Origin of the sequence: Streptomyces sp. NBC_00370 (assembly GCF_036084755.1) — a bacterium.
Taxonomy (GTDB): Bacteria; Actinomycetota; Actinomycetes; order Streptomycetales; family Streptomycetaceae; genus Streptomyces.
Map to the genome: position 1 here is coordinate 5,276,355 of NZ_CP107968.1, position 20,087 is coordinate 5,296,441.

The 20,087-nt window shown below is 72.2% G+C and carries 13 protein-coding genes and 1 pseudogene; 9 read left to right on the forward strand and 5 right to left on the reverse strand.

Annotated features, from left to right (window positions below; genetic code table 11):
• Positions 1-29: 29 nt before the first annotated feature.
• Positions 30-698, reverse strand: a complete 669-nt coding sequence (locus tag OHS57_RS23565) for an MOSC domain-containing protein (RefSeq protein WP_328583250.1) — start codon at positions 696-698, stop codon at positions 30-32.
• Between the two features lie 80 nt (positions 699-778).
• On the opposite strand from OHS57_RS23565, the gene OHS57_RS23570 reads away from it, so the two are divergent.
• A complete protein-coding gene (locus tag OHS57_RS23570; RefSeq protein WP_328583251.1) occupies positions 779-1,678 on the forward strand; it encodes a LysR family transcriptional regulator in 900 nt (299 codons plus the stop codon).
• Between the two features lie 196 nt (positions 1,679-1,874).
• Here OHS57_RS23570 and OHS57_RS23575 read toward each other — a convergent pair.
• Positions 1,875-2,207 (reverse strand): annotated as a pseudogene (locus tag OHS57_RS23575) (WhiB family transcriptional regulator); the annotation flags it as partial.
• 379 nt (positions 2,208-2,586) lie between these two features.
• Between OHS57_RS23575 and OHS57_RS23580 the strand changes: the two are divergent.
• The 4 genes from OHS57_RS23580 (at position 2,587) to OHS57_RS23595 (ending at position 7,109) form a co-directional block, all read left to right on the forward strand.
• Entirely contained in the window at positions 2,587-3,198 is a 612-nt protein-coding gene (locus tag OHS57_RS23580; protein WP_003948568.1) for a response regulator transcription factor, read from the forward strand.
• A 485-nt stretch (positions 3,199-3,683) separates the two neighbouring features.
• Positions 3,684-4,259 carry a sigma-70 family RNA polymerase sigma factor gene (locus tag OHS57_RS23585; RefSeq protein ID WP_041985532.1) on the forward strand — a complete coding sequence of 192 codons (576 nt, stop codon included), beginning with the start codon at positions 3,684-3,686 and terminating at the stop codon, positions 4,257-4,259.
• Positions 4,260-4,393: 134 nt separating this feature from the next.
• Positions 4,394-5,896, forward strand: a complete 1,503-nt coding sequence (gene guaB / locus OHS57_RS23590; protein ID WP_041985528.1) for an IMP dehydrogenase — start codon at positions 4,394-4,396, stop codon at positions 5,894-5,896.
• 88 nt (positions 5,897-5,984) lie between these two features.
• On the forward strand, positions 5,985-7,109 hold the full coding sequence (locus tag OHS57_RS23595; protein WP_041985526.1) for a GuaB3 family IMP dehydrogenase-related protein: 1,125 nt from the start codon (positions 5,985-5,987) through the stop codon (positions 7,107-7,109).
• A 93-nt stretch (positions 7,110-7,202) separates the two neighbouring features.
• Here the strand turns inward: OHS57_RS23595 and OHS57_RS23600 are convergent, their stop codons facing one another.
• Positions 7,203-7,727, reverse strand: a complete 525-nt coding sequence (locus OHS57_RS23600; RefSeq protein ID WP_328583252.1) for a hypothetical protein — start codon at positions 7,725-7,727, stop codon at positions 7,203-7,205.
• 120 nt (positions 7,728-7,847) lie between these two features.
• A complete protein-coding gene (locus tag OHS57_RS23605; protein ID WP_041985520.1) occupies positions 7,848-9,110 on the reverse strand; it encodes a nucleotide sugar dehydrogenase in 1,263 nt (420 codons plus the stop codon).
• Positions 9,111-9,369: 259 nt separating this feature from the next.
• Between OHS57_RS23605 and OHS57_RS23610 the strand changes: the two genes are divergently transcribed.
• The gene (locus OHS57_RS23610; RefSeq protein ID WP_328583253.1) at positions 9,370-11,076 is read left to right on the forward strand and encodes a glycerol-3-phosphate dehydrogenase/oxidase; all 1,707 of its coding nucleotides are present in this window, start codon (positions 9,370-9,372) and stop codon (positions 11,074-11,076) included.
• Positions 11,077-11,145: 69 nt separating this feature from the next.
• Here the strand turns inward: OHS57_RS23610 and OHS57_RS23615 are convergent, their stop codons facing one another.
• Positions 11,146-12,198 (reverse strand): serine hydrolase domain-containing protein, encoded by a 1,053-nt coding sequence (locus tag OHS57_RS23615; protein ID WP_328583254.1) that lies wholly within the window; start codon positions 12,196-12,198, stop codon positions 11,146-11,148.
• A gap of 178 nt (positions 12,199-12,376) precedes the next feature.
• Here OHS57_RS23615 and OHS57_RS23620 point away from each other — a divergent pair, with 178 nt between their 5' ends.
• The 3 genes from OHS57_RS23620 (at position 12,377) to OHS57_RS23630 (ending at position 20,034) form a co-directional block, all read left to right on the forward strand.
• Positions 12,377-14,470, forward strand: a complete 2,094-nt coding sequence (locus tag OHS57_RS23620; RefSeq protein ID WP_443042948.1) for a serine/threonine-protein kinase — start codon at positions 12,377-12,379, stop codon at positions 14,468-14,470.
• 208 nt (positions 14,471-14,678) lie between these two features.
• Complete coding sequence (locus OHS57_RS23625) at positions 14,679-18,134, forward strand: protein kinase (RefSeq protein WP_328583255.1); 3,456 nt, start codon at positions 14,679-14,681, stop codon at positions 18,132-18,134.
• Between the two features lie 142 nt (positions 18,135-18,276).
• Complete coding sequence (locus OHS57_RS23630) at positions 18,277-20,034, forward strand: serine/threonine-protein kinase (protein ID WP_328583256.1); 1,758 nt, start codon at positions 18,277-18,279, stop codon at positions 20,032-20,034.
• Positions 20,035-20,087 lie beyond the last annotated feature (53 nt).

Sequence of the window (20,087 nt, forward strand, 5' to 3'; positions counted from 1 at the left end):
GCCGCTCACCTGCCGTACCAGGCCGCCGCTCAGCTGCCGTACTTGGCGACGTACTCCCTGGCGGCCTTCAACTCCTCGGTGTGCAGGGCGTCCGCGGCGGCCAGGATGCGCGGCAGCAGCTCGCGCTCCAGGGTGACGGCGCGGAAGGCCAGCGCCACCGTGACGTCATGGTCCGGACGGTGCACGATCTCGATCGGGTCGCCCGAGCGGATCTCCCCGGGTGTGATGACCCGCAGATACGCGCCCGTCACCGCATGGCGGGTGAAGCGCTTCATCCAGCCCTTCTCGCCGAGCGTCGCCTGGAACGTACGGCACGGGATGCGGCCGCTCGTCGCCTCCAGCACCAACTCGTCCCCGATCCGCCAGCGCTCACCGACCTTCGCCGCCGCCATGTCGAGCCCCGACGTGGTGAGATTCTCGCCGAACGCGCCGTTGGCCAGGGGGCGGCCCAGCTCCCGCTCCCAGTGGTCCAGATCCTCCCGCGCGAACGCGTACACGGCCTGGTCGCTGCCGCCGTGATGGCGCAGGTCGCACACCGCGTCCCCGATGAGACCGCTGCCGCCCTCGCCCTTGGCGCCGGGGTCCCGCACCCGCACGGGACCCTCGGCCGGCTGCTTGCCGATGCCCGTGACCTTGCCCGGCGTGTCGGTGTACGGGACGACTTCGGGCCGCCCCACGTTCACGGTCAGAACTTTCATGGCAGCACGGTATCGGCAGCCACCTCAAAGCATCCACCGATTATTTTCCGCCGTGCCCAAGCGTTGCTTATAGTTGGAAGATGATCGAGGCCCGCCATCTCCGCGTCCTGCGCGCCGTCGCCGTCACCGGTTCCTTCTCGGCCGCCGCGCGTGAGCTGGGCTGCACCCAGCCCGCCGTCAGCCAGCAGATGAAGGCCCTCGAAGCGTCGGCGGGCACCACCCTGCTCGTCCGCACCGGGCGCGAGACGCGGCTCACCCAGGCCGGTGAGGTGCTGGTCCGGCACGCGACGGGGATCCTCGGCGGGCTCACGGCCGCGGAGGAGGAGATCGCCGCCCTGGTGGGGCTGCGGGCGGGCCGGGTCAGGCTCGTCTCCTTCCCCAGCGGCAGCTCGACACTCGTCCCCGCCGCGCTCGCCGCGCTGCGCGCCGCCCACCCCGGCACCCGGGTCTCACTCGTCGAGGCCGAACCGCCCAGTTCGGCCGGGATGCTGCGGGACGGCGACTGTGACGTGGCGCTGGCGTTCCGGTACGGGGACGGCGCCGACGCCGAGTGGGACGACCTGGTCGTACGGCCGCTGCTGGTGGACCGGCTCGTCGGACTCGTACCCGAAGGGCACCGGCTGGCGCGCGCCGGCGCCGAAGCGGTCGCCATGGGGGACTTGGCGGGCGAGCCGTGGATCGCGGGCTGTCCGCGCTGCCGTACCCAACTCGTCGCCGCCTGCGAGGAGTCGGGGTTCACCCCGCGGATCGACTTCGCCACGGACGACTACCCGGCCGTGGTCGGCCTGGTCGCCGCCGGGCTCGGGGTCGCCGTACTGCCCGAGCTGGCGCTGGCCTCGGTGCGTACCGAAGGGGTCCGTACGCTCGCGGTCGAGCCGGCGGTGCTCCGTGAGGTCGTCGCGCTCACCCTGCCGGACCTGGCCAGGGTGCCCGCCGTCGCCGCCACGCTGGACGAGCTGGCCGTGGCCGCCGCCCGCTGAGGCGGCCGCCCCCGCCGTACCGGCCGACCGGACCGTCCCGACCAGGCAGTGCAGAAACGTTTCTTCTCGGCTGTTGGGGGCTGCTGCCTCAGTCGTCGAGGTGGTCGAGGTGGTCGCCGAAGGAGTGGCCCCCGTGGCCGCTATGACCGCCGTGCCCCAGGCCGTGACCCCCGGGCCCCGGGTCGTGCGACGGCGGTGGCCCCTGGTGCGCGCCGCCGTGCGAGGCGGCGGTGGACGCCGTGATCAGCCGGGTGCGGGCGCGGCCCATCAGCTCCTCGCGCTCGTCCTCGGTCAGTCCGCCCCACACGCCGTACGGCTCCCGCACCGCCAGTGCGTGTGCCGCGCACTCCGCGCGGACCGGGCACCGCATGCACACCTCTTTCGCCGAGTTCTCACGCGCGCTTCTCGCCGCGCCGCGCTCCCCCTCCGGATGGAAGAAGAGTGAACTGTCGACGCCACGACAGGCCGCGAGGAGTTGCCAGTCCCACAGATCGGCGTTCGGTCCGGGAAGGCGGGAGAAATCTGCCATTGCTTAAGTCCCCTTGAAACCTGGACGGCGTTGGATCACTCATGACCGTACATCTGCAGTGTAAGTAGATGTAAATATGACTCATTGCGAATCTAGCCACAGACACCAGCAAAAGGGAAGAAAAGCCACTAAATGGGGCATACCCCTAACGGGGGAAACGGGTGATCCGCCCCGTACATCTCTGTGTGCGCCCGCTTACAAAGAGTGTTGAAGTCGATCGTCGGACCCGTAACTCTTTCGAGTGACCGTCGTTGAATGTGCGAGGCGGTTGAGAGAACGAGCGATCGGGCACATGTCCGAAAGCCGTCAATCGCACAGGTGACGAAATGTAACCAGCCTGGAGGCCCAAGGTGACGCGCATCAGCTGCGGAGGACGGTCATGACATCCGTCCTCGTCTGCGACGACTCCCCGCTTGCCCGAGAGGCGCTCCGCCGCGCGGTCGCGACCGTGCCCGGCGTCGAGCGCGTGACGACCGCGGCCAACGGCGAGGAAGTCCTCCGCCGCTGGGGCGCCGATCGCTCGGACCTGATTCTGATGGACGTACGCATGCCAGGTCTTGGCGGCGTCGAGACGGTGCGCAGACTGCTCTCCGCCGACCCCGGCGCCCGGATCATCATGCTCACGGTCGCCGAGGACCTGGACGGGGTCGCGCTCGCGGTCGCCGCCGGTGCCCGCGGCTATCTGCACAAGGACGCGTCGCGCGCCGAACTGCGCGCGACCGTCACCCAGGCGCTCGCCGACCCGACGTGGCGGCTGGCCCCGCGCCGGCTCCGCTCGGCGGAGATGGGTGCGGCGCCCACGCTCACCGCGCGGGAGATCCAGGTGCTCGAAGGCATGAGCCACGGCCGCTCCAACGCGGAGATCGGCCGGGAGCTCTTCCTCTCGGAGGACACGGTGAAGACGCACGCCAGGCGGCTGTTCAAGAAGCTCGGCGCCTCGGACCGCGCGCATGCCGTCGCGCTCGGATTCCGCTGGGGCCTGGTGCGCTGAGCCCGCAGGGGCCGCGCGGTCCGCAGGCTTCACGATCCGCCGCACCCTTCCGGGCGCCGGTCTCCCCGGACCCCGGGACCGGCGGTCCCTGAACCCCGCTCGCTGCCTCTGGCCTGTCCGGCGGATCATGGCCGGGTCCGCGACGCCTGGCACGGCACCTCGCGGCGTTGCCGAACCGCCCCGATGGCTCCGCTATCGAAGCGTCCCGGCGCCTTGCGATCCACCGCACCAGACGCCGCGGCCTGTCCGACCCTGATCCGCCGGACAGGCCATAACTCAGGGTGGGCGGGGCAACGTATGCCCGTACGCGACCGTTTCCCGCGCGATGCCGCATCCTTGGAGATGTGGAGTTCCTCGGGAACGAGTCGGACGAGCGCGAGGGGAGGGCACAGGGCATGAGTTCCGCCGCACCTGCTCATAACGCTTCAGTGCACAACTACGGACGCGGTGCCACCAATCAGGAGCCGCCAAGGCACCATGGACCGATGCGCGACGACGAGCCCACAGTGATCGGTGCGCTCGTCCACCGTGCCGTCGACGGTGACCAGCAGGCGACGCACGACCTCCTCGCCCGGGTCCACCCACTGGCGCTGCGCTACTGCCGTACGCGACTGAGCAGGCTCCCCGGTGACGCACGGCACTTCGTCGAGGACCTCGCGCAGGAAGTGTGTGTGGCGGTCCTCATGGCGCTGCCGCGCTACCGCGACACGGGCAGGCCCTTCGAGGCGTTCGTCTTCGCCATCGCCGGACACAAGGTCGCCGATCTCCAGCGGTCCGCCATGCGGCACCCGGGATCCACGGCCGTACCGTCCGACGAGATGCCGGAGCGGCCCGACGACTCGCTGGGACCCGAGGAGCGGGCGCTGCTCAGCAGCGACGCCGAGTGGGCCAAGAAGCTGCTCGCCAACCTCCCCGACAACCAGCGCGAACTGCTGGTGCTGCGGGTCGCCGTGGGGCTGACCGCCGAGGAGACCGGACAGCTGCTCGGCATGTCGCCCGGCGCCGTACGGGTCGCGCAGCACCGCGCGCTCAGCAGACTGCGCGCCCTCGCCGAGCAGTAGGCGGCGGCAGCGGCCCGGCACCCGGCCCTCCGGCCGTGACCCAGGTCCTGATCGAGACGATCGTGGAATGAGACCGCCGTGGAGCCCGTTAGCATGGACATCCGCACCGATCAAGGCCATCTGGGGAAGGTGTCATGACTGCAAACGTCGACGGAGTGCCCGAGAAGTTCGCGACGCTGGGGCTGACATACGACGACGTGCTGCTGTTGCCTGGCGCCTCGGAGGTGCTGCCCAACCAGGTGGACACGGCGTCCCAGGTATCCAGGAACGTACGGGTCAACATCCCGCTGCTCTCCGCGGCGATGGACAAGGTCACCGAGGCGCGGATGGCCATCGCGATGGCCCGCCAGGGCGGGGTCGGTGTGCTCCACCGGAACCTCTCCATCGCCGACCAGGCCAACCAGGTCGACCTCGTGAAGCGCTCCGAGTCCGGCATGGTGACCGACCCGATCACGGTCCATCCGGATGCCACGCTGGCCGAGGCCGACCAGCTCTGCGCGAAGTTCCGGATCAGCGGCGTCCCCGTCACCGACGCGGCCGGCAAGCTGCTCGGCATCGTCACCAACCGCGACATGGCCTTCGAGACGGACCGCGGCCAGCAGGTGCGCGCCGTCATGACCCCCATGCCGCTGGTCACCGGCAAGGTCGGCATCTCCGGCGTGGACGCCATGGAGCTGCTGCGCCGCCACAAGATCGAGAAGCTGCCGCTCGTCGACGACGCGGGCATCCTCAAGGGCCTCATCACCGTCAAGGACTTCGTCAAGGCCGAGCAGTACCCGAACGCGGCCAAGGACGCCGAGGGCAGGCTGCTCGTCGGCGCGGCCGTCGGCGCCAGCCAGGAGGCCCTGGAGCGGGCCCAGGCGCTGGCCGAGGCCGGGGTCGACTTCATCGTCGTGGACACCTCGCACGGCCACAACAGCAACGCGCTCAGCTGGATGTCCAAGATCAAGTCCAGTGTCTCCGTGGATGTTATCGGCGGCAACATCGCCACCCGCGACGGCGCGAAGGCGCTCATCGACGCGGGCGTGGACGGCGTCAAGGTGGGTGTGGGCCCCGGCTCCATCTGCACCACGCGCGTGGTCGCCGGCATCGGCGTCCCCCAGGTCACGGCGATCTACGAGGCGGCGTCGGTCTGCATGGCCGCCGGTGTCCCCGTCATCGGCGACGGCGGCCTGCAGTACTCGGGCGACATCGGCAAGGCGCTCGCCGCAGGGGCCAGCACGGTCATGCTCGGCAGCCTGCTCGCGGGCTGCGAGGAGTCACCGGGCGAGCTGCAGTTCATCAACGGCAAGCAGTTCAAGTCGTACCGCGGCATGGGCTCGCTCGGCGCCATGCAGTCGCGCGGCCAGGCCCGCTCGTACTCGAAGGACCGCTACTTCCAGGCGGACGTCTCCTCCGACGACAAGCTCGTGCCCGAGGGCATCGAGGGCCAGGTGCCCTACCGGGGCCCGCTCGGCGCCGTGCTGCACCAGCTGATCGGCGGGCTGCGGCAGACCATGGGCTATGTGGGCGCCGCCTCCATCGACGAGATGGAGCGCAAGGGGCAGTTCGTCCGGATCACGGCGGCGGGGCTCAAGGAGAGCCACCCCCACGACATCCAGATGACGGTCGAGGCGCCGAACTACAACCAGCACTGACATCTCCCGATGCCGCCGGTGGCCCGTCACCGGCGGCATCGGTGTGTCGGGGATACTGGGACGGCTGACGTAGAGGGAAAGGCACATCGTGACTGAGATCGAGATCGGGCGCGGCAAGCGCGGCCGCAGGGCGTACGCCTTCGACGACATCGCCGTCGTCCCCAGCCGGCGCACCCGGGACCCGAAGGAGGTCTCGATCGCCTGGCAGATCGACGCCTACCGGTTCGACCTGCCGTTCCTGGCCGCTCCGATGGACTCGGTCGTCTCCCCGCAGACCGCGATCCGCATCGGTGAGCTGGGCGGGCTCGGGGTGCTCAACCTCGAAGGCCTCTGGACCCGTTACGAGGACCCGCAGCCGCTGCTCGACGAGATCGCCGAGCTGGAGGAGGCCACGGCCAACCGCAGGCTCCAGGAGATCTACGCCGAGCCGATCAAGGAAGAGCTGATCGGGCTGCGCATCAAGGAGGTGCGGGACTCGGGCGTCGTCACGGCCGCCGCGCTCTCGCCGCAGCGCACCGCGCAGTTCTCGAAGGCCGTGGTGGACGCGGGCGTCGACATCTTCGTCATCCGCGGTACGACGGTCTCCGCCGAGCATGTCTCGGGCGCGGCCGAGCCGCTGAACCTGAAGCAGTTCATCTACGAGCTGGACGTCCCGGTCATCGTCGGCGGCTGCGCCACGTACACGGCGGCGCTGCACCTGATGCGTACCGGCGCGGCCGGGGTGCTCGTCGGTTTCGGCGGCGGCGCCGCGCACACCACCCGTAACGTGCTGGGGATCCAGGTCCCGATGGCGACGGCCGTCGCGGATGTGGCGGCGGCCCGCAGGGACTACATGGACGAGTCGGGCGGCCGGTACGTGCATGTCATCGCGGACGGCGGGGTCGGCTGGTCCGGCGACCTGCCGAAGGCGATCGCCTGCGGCGCCGACTCCGTGATGATCGGCTCGCCGCTCGCGCGCTCGTCGGACGCGCCGGGCAAGGGCAGGCACTGGGGCATGGAGGCCGTCCACGAGGACGTGCCGCGCGGCAAGCTGGTGGACCTCGGTGTCGTCGGGACGACGGAGGAGGTCCTGGCGGGGCCCTCGACCATCCCGGACGGCTCGATGAACTTCTTCGGCGCGCTGCGGCGGGCCATGGCGACGACGGGCTACAGCGAACTCAAGGAGTTCCAGCGCGTCGAGGTCACGGTCGCGGACTCGCAGCACCGGCGCTGACGGCCACGCGCGTGCGTGGCGCTCGTACCTGGCGCTCGTAGATGAGGGTGCCCCGGCCGGATTCCGGCCGGGGCACTCTGGTGCGTACGGGCTCTACTCGGCCGTCTTCTTCGCCGCCGAGAACGCGGCGAACGCGGCGAGCGCCAGGAAGACGAAGCTCATGAAGTCCATCTCCTGGCTCCACGCGTCGGTGAGGACGCTGAAGTGGTCCATCACCATGCTCGTCGCCGACACATTCAGCTGCTTGCCGCCGATCGCGGCGAGGCCGAAGATCTGCCCCAGGTAGACGGCGCCCAGCGCGAGGAGCGCGCTGACGCCCGCCAGCAGCTGGTTGCCGCCGCCGACCTTGCCCGCGGCGAAGCCGATGAGGGCGCCGACGCCGAGGGCGGCCCAGCCGATCTCGCGCTCGGTGAGCCCGATGATCCAGCCGTACACCAGGGCGGCCACGAGCGCGGCGATCACCGCTGCGACCACACCGCCCGCGATGTTGTTGCGGACCCTGGCCGGCGGCGGGGCCGGCATGAACGGGGCGGGCGGAACGGCGCCCGCGCCGTCGGCGAACGGGTTGCCGGACGGCGGAACGGGCTGGTTGCCGGGCGGCTGGACAGGCTGGCTCATGGTGAAAATCCCCCCCAGGGATTATGGCGTGCGCATGACTTGCACACGATGGCCCTGGAGAGTAACAGCCGCCACCGACAACGCGGTACGCAATTCCAGCTCAGGGCCGGTGTGGCCGGTTCAGAGCCGGTGCGCGGCCCCCGCCGGGCTCGCGCCCCTGGTGTCCAGCAGCAGTTGGGCCTTGACGGCGAGCCCCTGGAGGTCGTACGTGCGGTGGTGCTGGAGCAGCACCGTCAGATCCGCGTTGGCCGCCGCCTCGTACAGCGAGTCGGCGCGCGGTACGGGCTGGTCGCGCACGCGCCAGTCGGGGACGTACGGGTCGTGGTAGCTGACGGCGGCGCCGAGATCCGTGAGCCGGCAGGCGATCTCGGTGGCCGGTGAGCTCTCCTGGTCGGCGAGGTCCGGCTTGTACGTGACGCCGAGCAGCAGCACCCGCGCGCCGCGCGCCGACTTGCCGTGCTCGTTGAGCAGGGTCGCGCAGCGCTGGATGACGTACTGCGGCATCCGCGTGTTGATCTCCTGGGCGAGCCCGACCATCCGCAGCGGATGGCCGGGGGTGCGGCCCGCGTGCGGCAGATAGCTGGGGTCGAGCGGTACGCCGTGGCCGCCGACGCCGGGTCCTGGCCGGAACGCCTGGAAGCCGAACGGTTTCGTCTCGGCGCAGCGGATGACGTCCCACAGGTCGACACCGAGGTCGTGGCAGAGGACGGCCATCTCGTTGACGAGGGCGATGTTGACATGGCGGAAGTTGGTTTCGAGGAGCTTGACCGTCTCGGCCTCGCGCGGGCCCCGGGCCCGTACGACCTTGTCGCTGAGCCGGCCGTAGAACGCGGCGGCCGACTCGGTGCAGGCGGGGGTGAGGCCGCCGATGACCTTGGGGGTGTTGGCGATGCCGTGGCTGCGGTTGCCGGGGTCGAGCCGGCCGGGGGAGTACGCGAGGTGGAAGTCGCGCCCGGCGCGCAGCCCGGAGCCCTCTTCCAGTACGCCGCGCAGGAAGCCCTCGGTGGTGCCGGGCGCGACCGGCGACTCCAGCAGCACGGTGGTGTGCGGGCGCAGCCGCGCCGCGAGGGCGCGCGCCGCGGTGCCGATGGCGCTGAGATCGGGGGTGCGGTCGGGCCCGAGGGGGGCCGGCGCGCAGATGACGGCGGTGCGGACCCGGCCCAGCTCGGTCGGGTTGGTGGTGGGGCGGAAGCCGCGTGACAGCATCCTGCGCACGTCGGACGCGGTGAGTGAACCCTCGGCCGGGGTGTGGCCCGCCGCGAGTTCGGCGACCGGGCGCGGGTCGGTGTCGTAGCCGATGGTGTCGATACCTGCGGCTACCGCGGCCTGGGCGAGGGGCAGGCCGAGATGGCCGAGTCCGATGACGGCGAGATCTGCGGGCATGGCGGTGGCCGTCCTTCCCTTAGCCGGAGTGGACAGTGAGCGCAAGCCAGGTTGGACAGAACGAGCAAGCGCAATGTCAGACTAGGCTTAAATATGACCGTTATGCGGCATTGCGTGGCCCGGGGAGTCGGCGTCGGATCCGGATCTTCGACCGGTGTTATCCACAGGCAGTGGCTGAAGTCGGCGAGGGCGGACAGAATCGAGTGGTGGGCCTGACCAGTGGTGGGCCTGACCACACGGGGGCGACGGGAGGCAAACAGTGAGGACAGCGACACTGGGACCCGCTGAGCGCGAATCCGCGCTCGCGGCGATGGCCGAGCGCGAGCTGGACGTGCTGGTGGTGGGCGCGGGTGTGGTCGGTGCGGGGACCGCCCTCGACGCGGTGACGCGTGGCCTGGCCACCGGCATCGTGGAGGCGCGCGACTGGGCCTCCGGCACGTCGAGCCGGTCGAGCAAGCTGATCCACGGCGGTCTGCGCTATCTGGAGATGCTCGACTTCGGGCTGGTGCGCGAGGCCCTGAAGGAGCGCGGTCTGCTGCTGGAGAAGCTGGCGCCGCATCTGGTGAAGCCCGTTCCGTTCCTCTACCCGTTGCAGCACAAGGGCTGGGAGCGGCTCTACGCGGGCTCGGGCGTCGCGCTGTACGACGCGATGTCGGTGTCGTCCGGCCATGGCCGCGGCCTGCCGACACACCGTCATCTGACGCGCCGCCACGCGCTGCGCGTCGCGCCGTGCCTGAAGAAGGACGCCCTGGTGGGCGCCTTGCAGTACTACGACGCGCAGATGGACGACGCGCGCTATGTGGCGACGCTGGTGCGTACGGCGGCCAGTTACGGCGCGCATGTGGCGAGCCGGTCGCGGGTCGTCGGCTTCCTCCGCGAGGGCGAGCGGGTCGTCGGCGCCCGGGTGCAGGACGTCGAAGGGGGCGGCGAGTACGAGATCAGGGCCAAGCAGATCGTCAACGCCACCGGGGTGTGGACGGACGACACGCAGTCGCTGATCGCCGAGCGCGGCCAGTTCCATGTCCGCGCCTCCAAGGGCGTCCATCTGGTCGTCCCGAAGGACCGGATCCACTCCACGACGGGGCTGATCCTGCGCACGGAGAAGTCGGTGCTCTTCGTGATCCCGTGGGGGCGGCACTGGATCGTGGGCACCACCGACACCGACTGGAGCCTCGACAAGGCCCACCCGGCGGCGTCCAGCGCGGACATCGACTATGTGCTGGAGCATGTCAACGCGGTGCTGTCGGTGCCGCTGACCCGTGACGACGTGCAGGGGGTGTACGCGGGGCTGCGGCCGCTGCTGGCCGGCGAGTCGGACGCGACGAGCAAGCTGTCCCGCGAGCACACCGTCGCCCATCCGGTGCCCGGCATGGTCGTCGTGGCGGGCGGCAAGTACACGACGTACCGGGTGATGGCGAAGGACGCGGTGGACGAGGCGGTGCACGGCCTCGACCAGCGGGTCGCCGAGTGCGTCACGGAAGACGTGCCGCTGCTCGGCGCCGAGGGCTACCACGCCCTGTGGAACGGCCGGGCCAGGATGGCGGAGCGCACCGGCATCCACGTGGTCAGGGTGGAGCATCTGCTCAACCGCTACGGCACGCTGGTCGAGGAGGTGCTGGAGCTGATCGAGGCCGACCCCCGGCTCGGTGAGCCGCTGCCGGCCGCCGAGGACTATCTGCGCGCCGAGATCGTCTACGCCGCCTCGCACGAGGGCGCGCGCCATCTCGACGACGTGCTGACCCGGCGCACCCGCATCTCGATCGAAACGTTCGACCGGGGCACCCGCAGCGCGCAGGAGTGCGCCGAGCTGATGGCGCCGGTGCTCGGCTGGGACAAGGACCAGATCGCCAGGGAGGTCGAGCATTACGAGAAGCGGGTGGAGGCCGAGCGCGAGTCGCAGCGCCAGCCGGACGATCTGACGGCGGACGCCGCGCGGCTGGGCGCGCCGGACATCGTGCCGATCTAGCCGCGGGCCGGGCGGGCGCCGGGCGGCTCTCCCCGCGCGGGCGGCCCTCCCCGCGCGGGCGGATCAGGATCAGGATCCGCAGAATTCCGCGTCGAGGAGGGCCGGTTCGAGCGAGTCGTCGGTGAGGGCGTCCGTGTCGATCCGGTACGACAGGGTGTGGCGGCCGTCGGCCGTGGTCGCGGTGCGGACGTAACTGCCCGCGATCCGGCCGTTGTGGCCCCACACCGTGACGCCGCAGGAGAGCCGCTGCGGATAGACGCCCATCCCGTAGACGCCGTGCGTGGCCCGGGTGTCGAGCAGTTCGCGCCGCTGGGCGGGGGCGAGGAGTTCACCGTCCAGCAGCGCGGAGTAGAAGCGGTCGAGGTCGTCCAGCGTCGAGATCAGCTCGCCCGCCGCCCCCGCCGTACGCGGATCGAGATCGGTGACGTCGCTCAGCGGCCCGTCCGGGCCCGAAGTGCGGCTGTAGGCACGGCCGTGCGGGTCGGGGAGCGTGGTGCGGCTCCCGGGGAACGAGGTGCCGGTGAGACCGAGCGGGACGATGACGCGCCGCTCGGCCTCGGCGGCGTACGACCGGCCGGTGACCTGGCGGATGATCAGGCCGAGCAGTACGTAATCGGTGTTGGAGTACGCGTAGTCGCCGGCCGGGCCCGGCGTACGGGCCAGGGCGACGCGTACGGCGGCCCGCGGGGTCGTCGGGGCCGGCGCTGAGCGGTCGGCGGTGTAGTCGTACAGACCGCTGGTGTGGGTGAGCAGGGCGCGTACGGTCAGCCGGCGCCCGTCGTTGCCGTGGCCGCGCACCAGCCCCGGCAGCCAGCGCTCCACGGTGTCGTCGAGTCTCAACGCGCCCTCGGCGGAGAGCTGCAGAACGACCGTCGCCAGCAGACTCTTGGTGACGGACCCCGCGCGGAAGTGGTCGGCCCTGCCGATCCCGGCCCCCGCGCTCTGGAAGCGGGTGGCGCCCGGTGTACGGGACAACTGGGCGGCGGCGGGGGCGCCGCCCGCCGAGACCAGCAGCGACAGGACGGGGCCGTCGCTTCGTACGCCCGTCCCCAGCACGCTTGCGCCAAGCCCGAACAGGGCTATGACCAGCGGGGTGACCAGTCGGAGCCGGGGTAGTGGCATGGTGGGGGTCCTCTCCTCCGGACCCATCCTTACCGACGCGGGACCCGGGAGCGGCAGTGGTGCCGGAGTGAGGGACAATGGAGCCTCTGCCAGGGCGCGTTACGGCATCGCGCGGGCCGGGCCAGACAAGCGCCTGGCGGCGGTCGCGGGCCAGGATCAGGGAACGCAGAGGGGACGCATGTCGGAGGCGGAGCAGTCGCGGGACACGGCGCAGGATCCCCAGCACGAATCGGAACCGGAACCGAAGCAGGACGCGCCGGACGACGCACGACGAGACGCGTCCCAGGACGCACCGGAAGACGCGCCCAGGGACGTGCGGCGGGACGCGCCCGACGACGCGGTGCCGGACGCGCCGACGGACGCGCCCGCGGACACGCCGCGCGGCGCCGTCAAGAGCCCCACCCCCGAAGGGCGGCTGCTCGCGGGCAGGTACCGGCTGGGCGGTGTGCTCGGCCGCGGCGGCATGGGCACCGTCTGGCGGGCGCTGGACGAAACCCTCGGCCGTACGGTCGCGGTGAAGGAACTGCGCTTCCCCTCCAGCATCGACGACGACGAGAAGCGCCGGCTCATCACCCGCACCCTGCGCGAGGCCAAGGCGATCGCCCGGATCCGTAACAACGGCGCCGTGACGGTCTTCGACGTCGTCGACGAGGACGACCGGCCCTGGATCGTCATGGAGCTCATCGAGGGCAAGTCGCTCGCGGAGGCCATCCGCGAGGACGGCACGCTCACCCCGAGGCGCGCGGCCGAGGTCGGTCTCGCCATCCTCGACGTGCTGCGCGCCGCGCACAGCGAGGGCATCCTGCACCGCGACGTGAAGCCGTCCAACGTGCTGATCGCGGGGGAGGACGGCCGGGTCGTCCTCACGGACTTCGGCATCGCCCAGGTCGAGGGCGACCCCTCGGTCACCTCCACCGGCATGCTCGTCGGCGCCCCCTCGTACATCTCGCCCGAGCGCGCACGCGGCCACAAGCCGGGCCCCGCCGCCGACCTGTGGTCGCTCGGCGGTTTGCTGTACGCGTCGGTCGAGGGCTCGCCCCCGTACGACAAGGGCTCCGCCATCGCCACGCTCACGGCCGTGATGACCGAGCCGCTCGACCCGCCGAAGAACGCGGGCGAGCTGGCCGAGGTCATATACGGGCTGCTGGCCAAGGACCCCGCGCTGCGGCTCGACGAGCCGGGCACCCGCAGGCTGTTGCTCGATGTGATCAACGCGCCGGAGAAGCCGGCCGCGCCGCCGCCGGCCCTGCCGGCGTCCGAGAAGACCCGCGTCGTGCCGCTGCCGCCGGTCCCCCCGGCGGCGGGCAAGCCGGCGAAGGCCGAGCGCGCCCCCAAGCCCCAGAAGACCCCGAAGCCGGTGAAGACCACGGCATCCGCCTCGGTGGGGGCCGGTACGGGCCGCACGCCCACCCGGCCGACGGCGCAGCCGGCCACGCCCGGAGCGCCCACCAGACCCGCGACGCAGCGCGCTTCCCTCACCGATGTGGTGCCCCGGCGCACCCTGGTGATCATCGCGGCCGTCGTCGCGCTGGCGCTGATCGCCACGATCCTCGCCATCACCCTCAGCGGCGGCGACTCCGGCGGCTCCGCGTCCGGCAAGGACGACCCGTCGGCTTCGGCGGGGGCCGGCGCGGGCGGTCAGCCGACCGGCGACGGCAAGGACGACGACAAGGGCCAGGGACAGAGCGAGGCACCGGGCAAGGCGGGCGGCAGTGGTGACACCCCGTCGGCCCCCGCCTCACCGGCGAAGTCCGGCGAGCCGGGCGACGGCGCTTCGGCGGGCACGGGAGGTGCGGGCGGCGGCGGAGCCGAACTGCCCGCCGGCTACTCCACGGTGACCGACAGCAGGTTCCACTTCTCGATGGCGCTGCCCAAGGGCTTCCACCGCACCGACATAGCGGGCCAGAACTCCGGCGGCATATACAGCGAGAACGGCGGCTTCCCGCGCGTCCAGGTCGACTTCACCAGCAGTCCCACGGGCAACGCCCTGCTCGCCTGGCAGCAGTTGGAGTCGGCGGTCCGGGGCAGCAGTTCCAACTACAAGCTCGTCGGGATGCGCAAGTCCGACTACAACGGGTATCCGACCGTGGCGGACTGGACTTTCGAACGGCAGCAGAACGGCGAGCAGATGAAGGTGCTCGACCGGGGTTTCCGAATCGACTCCAAGCACGGATATTCGATAATGGTCAGCTGCAAGGCGAGCGAATGGGACGGGGCGGAATGCAAGACGCTGCGCGACACGGCCTTCGCCACGTTCAAGCCGAAGGACTGACACCTTTCAGCCGTCGGCGCGCAGGGGCGCGGCTCCGGAACGACACGTTCCAGATTCGGTTGCCGCGACCCTGCGGCGCGTTTGCCTGCGGCCACGTATCGTGAGAGTACGCGAACCGTACGCAGCCACAATGGGCCGGTAATCGACCGGAATTGGCGGTTTCGTAGGTCTTCCGGATCAGGAGACCCGAGAGGTGAGGGGAGGCGTTGTGGACGAATACGCGGGTCGGGTGCTCGCCGACCGCTATCGCCTGCCCCTGCCGCCCTCCGACGAGTACGACCTCGTCGAGACCCGGGCCTTCGACACGTACAGCGGCCAGGAAGTCCTCGTCAGGCAGGTCCCGTTACCGGAAGTCGTGGACGCCGAGGTGGTGGAGGCGGAGAGCGGTCCCGCGCCGCGCCGGGTCTCCGGACGCACCACCCGGCGGCCGACCGACCCCGCGGTGCGCCGGGCCATCGAGGCGGCGCAGAGCGCGGCGCAGATCCCCGACCACCCTCGGCTCGACCAGGTCTTCGACGTGTTCGCCGAGGGTGGCTCGCTGTGGATAGTGAGTGAACTGGTCGCCGCCAGGCCGCTCGCCGCGCTGCTCGCCGAACGCCCGCTGAATCCCTACCGCGCCGCCGAGATCGCCTCCGACGTGCTCACCGCCGTACGGGTGCTGCACGGCCACGGCTGGACCCATCGGAACATCACCGTCCGTACGGTGCTCGTCTGCGACGACGGGCGCGTGGTGCTGACCGGCCTCGCCGCCGGAGCGGCGGAGGAGGCGCTGTGCGGATACGCGCCGGTGCCCGAGCCGCCCGGCGTGCCGGGACAGCAGCAACAGCTCGGTCCCGTCGGCCCACTTGGCGCGCCAGGACCGATCGGCGCACCTGGCGCACCCGGCGCCTTCGGCGCACCCGTACCGCCCGCCGGCGCGCCCGGCTCGCTGGGGCACGCCCCGCCGCCGGCGCTGTCCGAGCCGGTCGAGCAGGCACCGGGCCCGGCGCAGGACTACACACAGGGCGGCCGGCAGCAGGGACCGCCGCAGCCGCAGCCCGGTCTGCCGTACCAGCCGGGGGTGCCCGGTCCCGCAGGTCCTTACGGCCCTGGTCCGGGTCCTTACGGCCCCGGGCCCGGCGAGACCGGCTCGACGGCCGGCGTGCCGGGGCCCGTCGGCCGGCCGGCGCTCGACCCGGTGCCCGCCCCCGAACCGCCGTACAGCACGGGCTCGTCCGGTACGTCCGGTGCGATGCCCCGGCCGCAGCAGGGCACGCCCGGGGTGCCCGCCCCCTACGGCAATCCGTCGGCCCGCCCCGCGCTGCCGAGCGGCGGCAACGCCTCGGGCGACATCCGCGCAGCGCGCGCCGGCGCCATCGCCGCGTACCGGGCGGGGGCCCGCGCGGCGGCCCGTGTCAGCGAGGACGAGCAGCGCTCGGCGGCGGCGCTCCCCGCGCCCCGCCCGCAGGACGGTCAGGACGGCCAGGACGGTCAGGACGGCCCGGGTCAGCGGCCCCAGCCGCCGGGGACCGGCACGGAGCCCGGCGTACCCGGGACACCGGGCGCGCCCGCGGCACCTCAACCGCAGGGCGGCAACCAGGACTGGTGGGCCCAGCCTCCGCGCGGCTTCGCCGACGCCGACAGCGAAGCGGACGCCGACGACGACGAGGACCCGCCGCCGCCCTACCGCGCCGAACTGGCCGGTACGTGGCGCGACGGACCCGCGTCGTGGCAGGACGGCCCCGGGCCCGTACCGGCCGGCGGCACGTCGGGCATCCCCGTGCCCGGTGGCCGCCACCCGGCGCAGGGACCCGACCCCGAGCCCGAAGGGCCGTACTACGGCCCGGACGCGGGCAGCCCCTACGGCGACCGCCCGGCCCCCGGCCGTACGCAGGGCCGTACGCCCCCGGCGCTGCCCGCCGGCTTCACCCCGGCGCCCGGCGCCTCCGGCGCCGTGCCGGCGCTCCCGCCCGGCGGCAGCGGCCAGGGCGCGCAGGGCGGCCACGGCGGCCGGGGCGACGACCACGGCATCGCCATGGCCCGTACCGGCGGCGACGGCGGCGACGCCCCGTACTCAGGCCCCGGCAGCGGCAGCAGCCGGTACACGACATCCGGCGCCTACGACGCGATGCGCGCCGACGACCAGCGGCATTCCGCCCAGCTCCCCGCCGTCGTGGGCGCGGCCCCCGGCGCGGGCCGGTGGGACGACGTCGTCGCGAGCGGCGGCTCCGTCCCCGCCTACCGGGGCCCGGCCAGCCCGCTCGCCGCCGAGCGCGCCCGGCAGGCCCGGATCGCCATCGTCGGCCCCGTCACCGAGCGCTGGGCCCCCGAACAGGCAGGGCCCGTCCACGAGAACTGGCAGCTCGCCCCGCCCATCGGGCCCGCGACCGACCTGTGGGCGCTCGGCGCGCTGCTCTACCGCGCGGTCCAGGGCCACGCCCCGTACCCCGAGGAGAACGCGTTCGAGCTGGTGCAGCTCGTCTGCGCCGAGCCGCCCGCCTTCGCCGAGGAGTGCGGCCCGCTGCGCCCCGTCGTCGAGTCGCTGCTGCGCCAGGACCCCACGGAGCGGCCGGACTTCGAGGAACTGCGCGGCTGGCTGCGCTCGCTCGTCAGGTCGGCGCCCGAGCCCGACGCGGGCCAGGACGTCGTGACCGTACCGACCATCGACGGCCGGCTGCCGATAGTCCGCCGCAGGGGTGAGCTGGTCCGCAGGCGCCGCTGGGGCCGGAACAAGAACCGCGACATCGACCGCGGCCGGCACCGCCAGCGCCGGGGCAGGGAGCGCGACGAGCAGGACGAAAGGACCTCCCTCGGCGAGCTGTTGGGGGAGCAGGCCGACGAGCGGTACGAGCGTCCCGCGCGCTACGAGAACGCGCAGCGCCGCGAGTCGCCGCCCCGCCGCGAGAGCCCCGAGCGGTATGAGCCCGCCGAGAGCTACGACCGCTACGAGCGCCAGGGCAGGCCCGACCGCGACCGGGACCGCAAACCCCGTTCCCTGGGCCGCACTTTGCTGATCCTGATCCTGCTGGTGCTGGTGGCCGCGATCGTCTACGCGGTGATGTTCATGCCCAAGTCCAGCGACAACGAGGGGCAGAGCGTCACCGAGGCGAGCCCCGGGGTCACCGCTTCCCAGGCGCCGCCGCCGGTGTCGGACGACCCCGCGCCGTCGAAGTCCGGTGCGGACAAGCCGCCGTCCTCACCCGCCGCGCCGACCGCGCCGGCCGGCAACCTCGAAAAGGGCTACGTCCTGCGCAAGGACACCGAGGGCTTCCAGGTCGCCGTCAACAAGGACTGGCAGCGCAGCCCGATCAACGACAGCGGGCAAGTGCGCTACGGCAACTCCGACTTCACGCTGGTCATCGTCCCCGGGCGGGACACCGTGCAGGCCAACGGCGGCGACCCGCTGGCCTACCAGCGTGACAAGGAACGGGAGTTGCAGCCCTTCCGGGACTCCTCCTGGGCCACCGCCTCCGGCCTCCGCCGGATCAATGTGGGTCAGCAGGCCATGGCTGAGGGGCAGTTCACCTGGCAGGACAGCAGCGGCCGGCAGGTCTACGTGCGCAACCTCGCCCTGATCATCGGCGGTCGCTACCACGTGATCCAGGTCATCGGCCCGGACAGCCAGCGGGACGCCGTCACCGACATCTACCAGCAGGCCACCAGCTCCTATCGCGCGACCGGCTGACCACGCACCGGAGTTGACCGCGGCTCACACCTGCCGGTCCGTCAAAGGCGACGGTCACAGTGGTGTCTCCGTACGCCACCCGAGGTTCCCCGCATGGCGGTGTCATCCGTAACCTGTCAACTCAAAGATCAGGGCGGGAGACGTGGAACATTCACAGAGCACGGGTGCCGGTCTGCTGCTCGCCGGGCGCTACCGGCTCGGCGAGACCATCGGCAGCGGCGGCATGGGCCGGGTGTGGCGTGCCCAGGACGAGCTTCTCCACCGGACCGTCGCCGTCAAGGAGTTGACCGCCGGGCTGTACGTCTCGGCGGACGACCGCGCCGTTCTGCACGAGCGGACGCAGAAGGAGGCGCGGGCCGCGGCCCGGATCAGCCACCCCGGCGTCGTCACCGTCCATGACGTCATCGAGTACGACGGCCGCCCCTGGATCGTCATGCAGTACGTGGACGGGCCCTCGCTCGCCGACGCCGCCCGCGAGTCCGGGCGCGACGGGGGCAGGATCGAGCCGCGCGAGGCGGCCGGCATAGGCCTCCAGATACTGGGCGCGCTGCGTGCCGCGCACGCGGCCGGTGTGCTGCACCGCGACGTGAAGCCCGGCAATGTGCTGCTGGCCCGCGACGGTCAGGTGCTGCTGACCGACTTCGGCATCGCCGCGATCGAGGGTGACTCGACGATCACCAGGACCGGTGAGATCGTCGGCTCCATCGACTATCTCGCCCCCGAGCGGGTCCGTGGCTCCGACCCGGGCCCCGCCTCCGACCTGTGGTCGCTCGGCGCGACGCTCTACACCGCCGTACAGGGCAAGTCGCCGTTCCGCCGCAACTCGCCGCTCTCCACCATGCAGGCCGTCGTGACGGACGAGCCGCCCACCCCGGACCGGGCGGGACCGCTCACCCCGGTCATCGCCGCGCTGCTCTGCAAGGACCCGGCGGCCAGACCGGACGTCGCCGAGACCGAGCGGATGCTGCGCGCCGTACTGGAGGGCCGGCCCACGGGGGCCGAGGCGTACGTACCGACGCGGAACATGCCGCAGGACGGCGGCCCGACGGTCGCTTACCCGGCCGCCGCCGGTTACCCGCCGGGCTATCAAACGACGCCGGTGCCGGGCGCCGGGCAGACAGGACCGCAGCCGTCCGGACCGCACACCGCTCCCTCGGGCCCGTACCCGCCGCCCTCCCCGGCGTCGCGCGAGCGCAGCCGCAGACGCTGGCGTACGACCGTGACGGCCATCGCCGTGGCCGCCGTGCTCGGTGCCGGTATCGGGTTCGCCGCCATGCACTTTCCGGGCGACGGCAACGACCCGGGCCCTGGACCGACCGCTTCCGGGCCGACGGCCGACGACACCGCGGGGGACGACACCGCAGGGGACGACACCGCGGGGGACGACACGACGACGCCGAGCCCGACCGGGGATCCCTCGGACGGCGGGGCCGTCCCCGACGGCTACCAGGAGGTCAACGCCGACGAGGGGTTCGGCCTCTGGGTGCCGGACGGCTGGACCCGGCAGACGGACGTCAACACCATCGACTACAGCCCCGACGGCGGCAACCACGTGCTGCGGGTGAGCATCGACCCCGAACCCGACTTCGCGACCCCCGAGGCGCACATGCGCGACCTGGAGAAGGGGCTCGCCGTCCTGCCCGACTACCAGCAGCTCCAGCTCGGCCCCGTCGACTACCGGGACCAGAAGCAGGTGGCGCGCTGGGAGTTCAGCTGGACCCAGTCGGCGAAGAACGGCGTGCCGGGCCCCCGGCACGCCGTCGACCAGATGTACTTCGACGACGAGACCGGCGCCGAGTACGCCATCTTCATGTCGGGCCCCGCGGACGACTGGGACGCCACCCAGAAGCAGTTCGCGACCGCGCTGCGCGGCTGGCAGCCGCCGGGCTCCACCGGCTGAGCCGCCGGCCGGCCCCGCACCGGGCCTTCGGCTCTGTCACGGCTGTGCATCCG

Excerpts from the sequence above, each read along its gene's own strand:
- guaB (WP_041985528.1), top strand. The coding sequence starts at position 4,394 with ATGACTGCAAACGTCGACGGAGTGCCCGAGAAGTTCGCGACGCTGGGG.
- OHS57_RS23620 (WP_443042948.1), top strand. The coding sequence starts at position 12,377 with ATGTCGGAGGCGGAGCAGTCGCGGGACACGGCGCAGGATCCCCAGCAC.
- OHS57_RS23605 (WP_041985520.1), bottom strand. The coding sequence starts at position 9,110 with ATGCCCGCAGATCTCGCCGTCATCGGACTCGGCCATCTCGGCCTGCCC.
- OHS57_RS23585 (WP_041985532.1), top strand. The coding sequence starts at position 3,684 with ATGCGCGACGACGAGCCCACAGTGATCGGTGCGCTCGTCCACCGTGCC.
- OHS57_RS23615 (WP_328583254.1), bottom strand. The coding sequence starts at position 12,198 with ATGCCACTACCCCGGCTCCGACTGGTCACCCCGCTGGTCATAGCCCTG.
- OHS57_RS23565 (WP_328583250.1), bottom strand. The coding sequence starts at position 698 with ATGAAAGTTCTGACCGTGAACGTGGGGCGGCCCGAAGTCGTCCCGTAC.
- OHS57_RS23570 (WP_328583251.1), top strand. The coding sequence starts at position 779 with ATGATCGAGGCCCGCCATCTCCGCGTCCTGCGCGCCGTCGCCGTCACC.
- OHS57_RS23600 (WP_328583252.1), bottom strand. The coding sequence starts at position 7,727 with ATGAGCCAGCCTGTCCAGCCGCCCGGCAACCAGCCCGTTCCGCCGTCC.
- OHS57_RS23580 (WP_003948568.1), top strand. The coding sequence starts at position 2,587 with ATGACATCCGTCCTCGTCTGCGACGACTCCCCGCTTGCCCGAGAGGCG.